The following is a 276-nucleotide window of genomic DNA, read 5'->3' as shown; positions in this document are numbered from 1 at the left end:
GCAGGTGAAAAACATGCAGGTTATTGGTTTTCTGCTTTGCCTTTTTGGAATGCTGGTTAATAGATCGGCGCATTCTTTAGATACATCTATGGAACTTACGGGTAATAGCGAACAAGTCCAACAAACGCCACCAACAACTGCAGATCATTTATCTTTTCTTATAAATCTAGTGCCATATGTTTTGAAAAACGTTGGACGCTTGGACGATAACTTACTTTTTTTAATGAAAAACTTCATCAAATACATTTTCCATTATGTTATCGAATTTTTAAGCAC

At 35.1% G+C, this 276-nt stretch carries 1 protein-coding gene; it reads left to right on the top strand.

Annotation, left to right across the window (positions count from 1 at the left end):
• Window positions 1–276 (top strand): hypothetical protein (locus QWY29_RS20425; protein ID WP_300963055.1); only part of this gene is annotated, 276 nt, incomplete at both ends.

This window comes from Nocardioides abyssi (assembly GCF_030412915.1).
Lineage (GTDB): Bacteria > Actinomycetota > Actinomycetes > Propionibacteriales > Nocardioidaceae > Nocardioides > Nocardioides abyssi.
The sequence above is the reverse complement of the archived record's forward strand: the minus strand, read 5'-3'. Positions and strand labels throughout refer to the sequence as shown.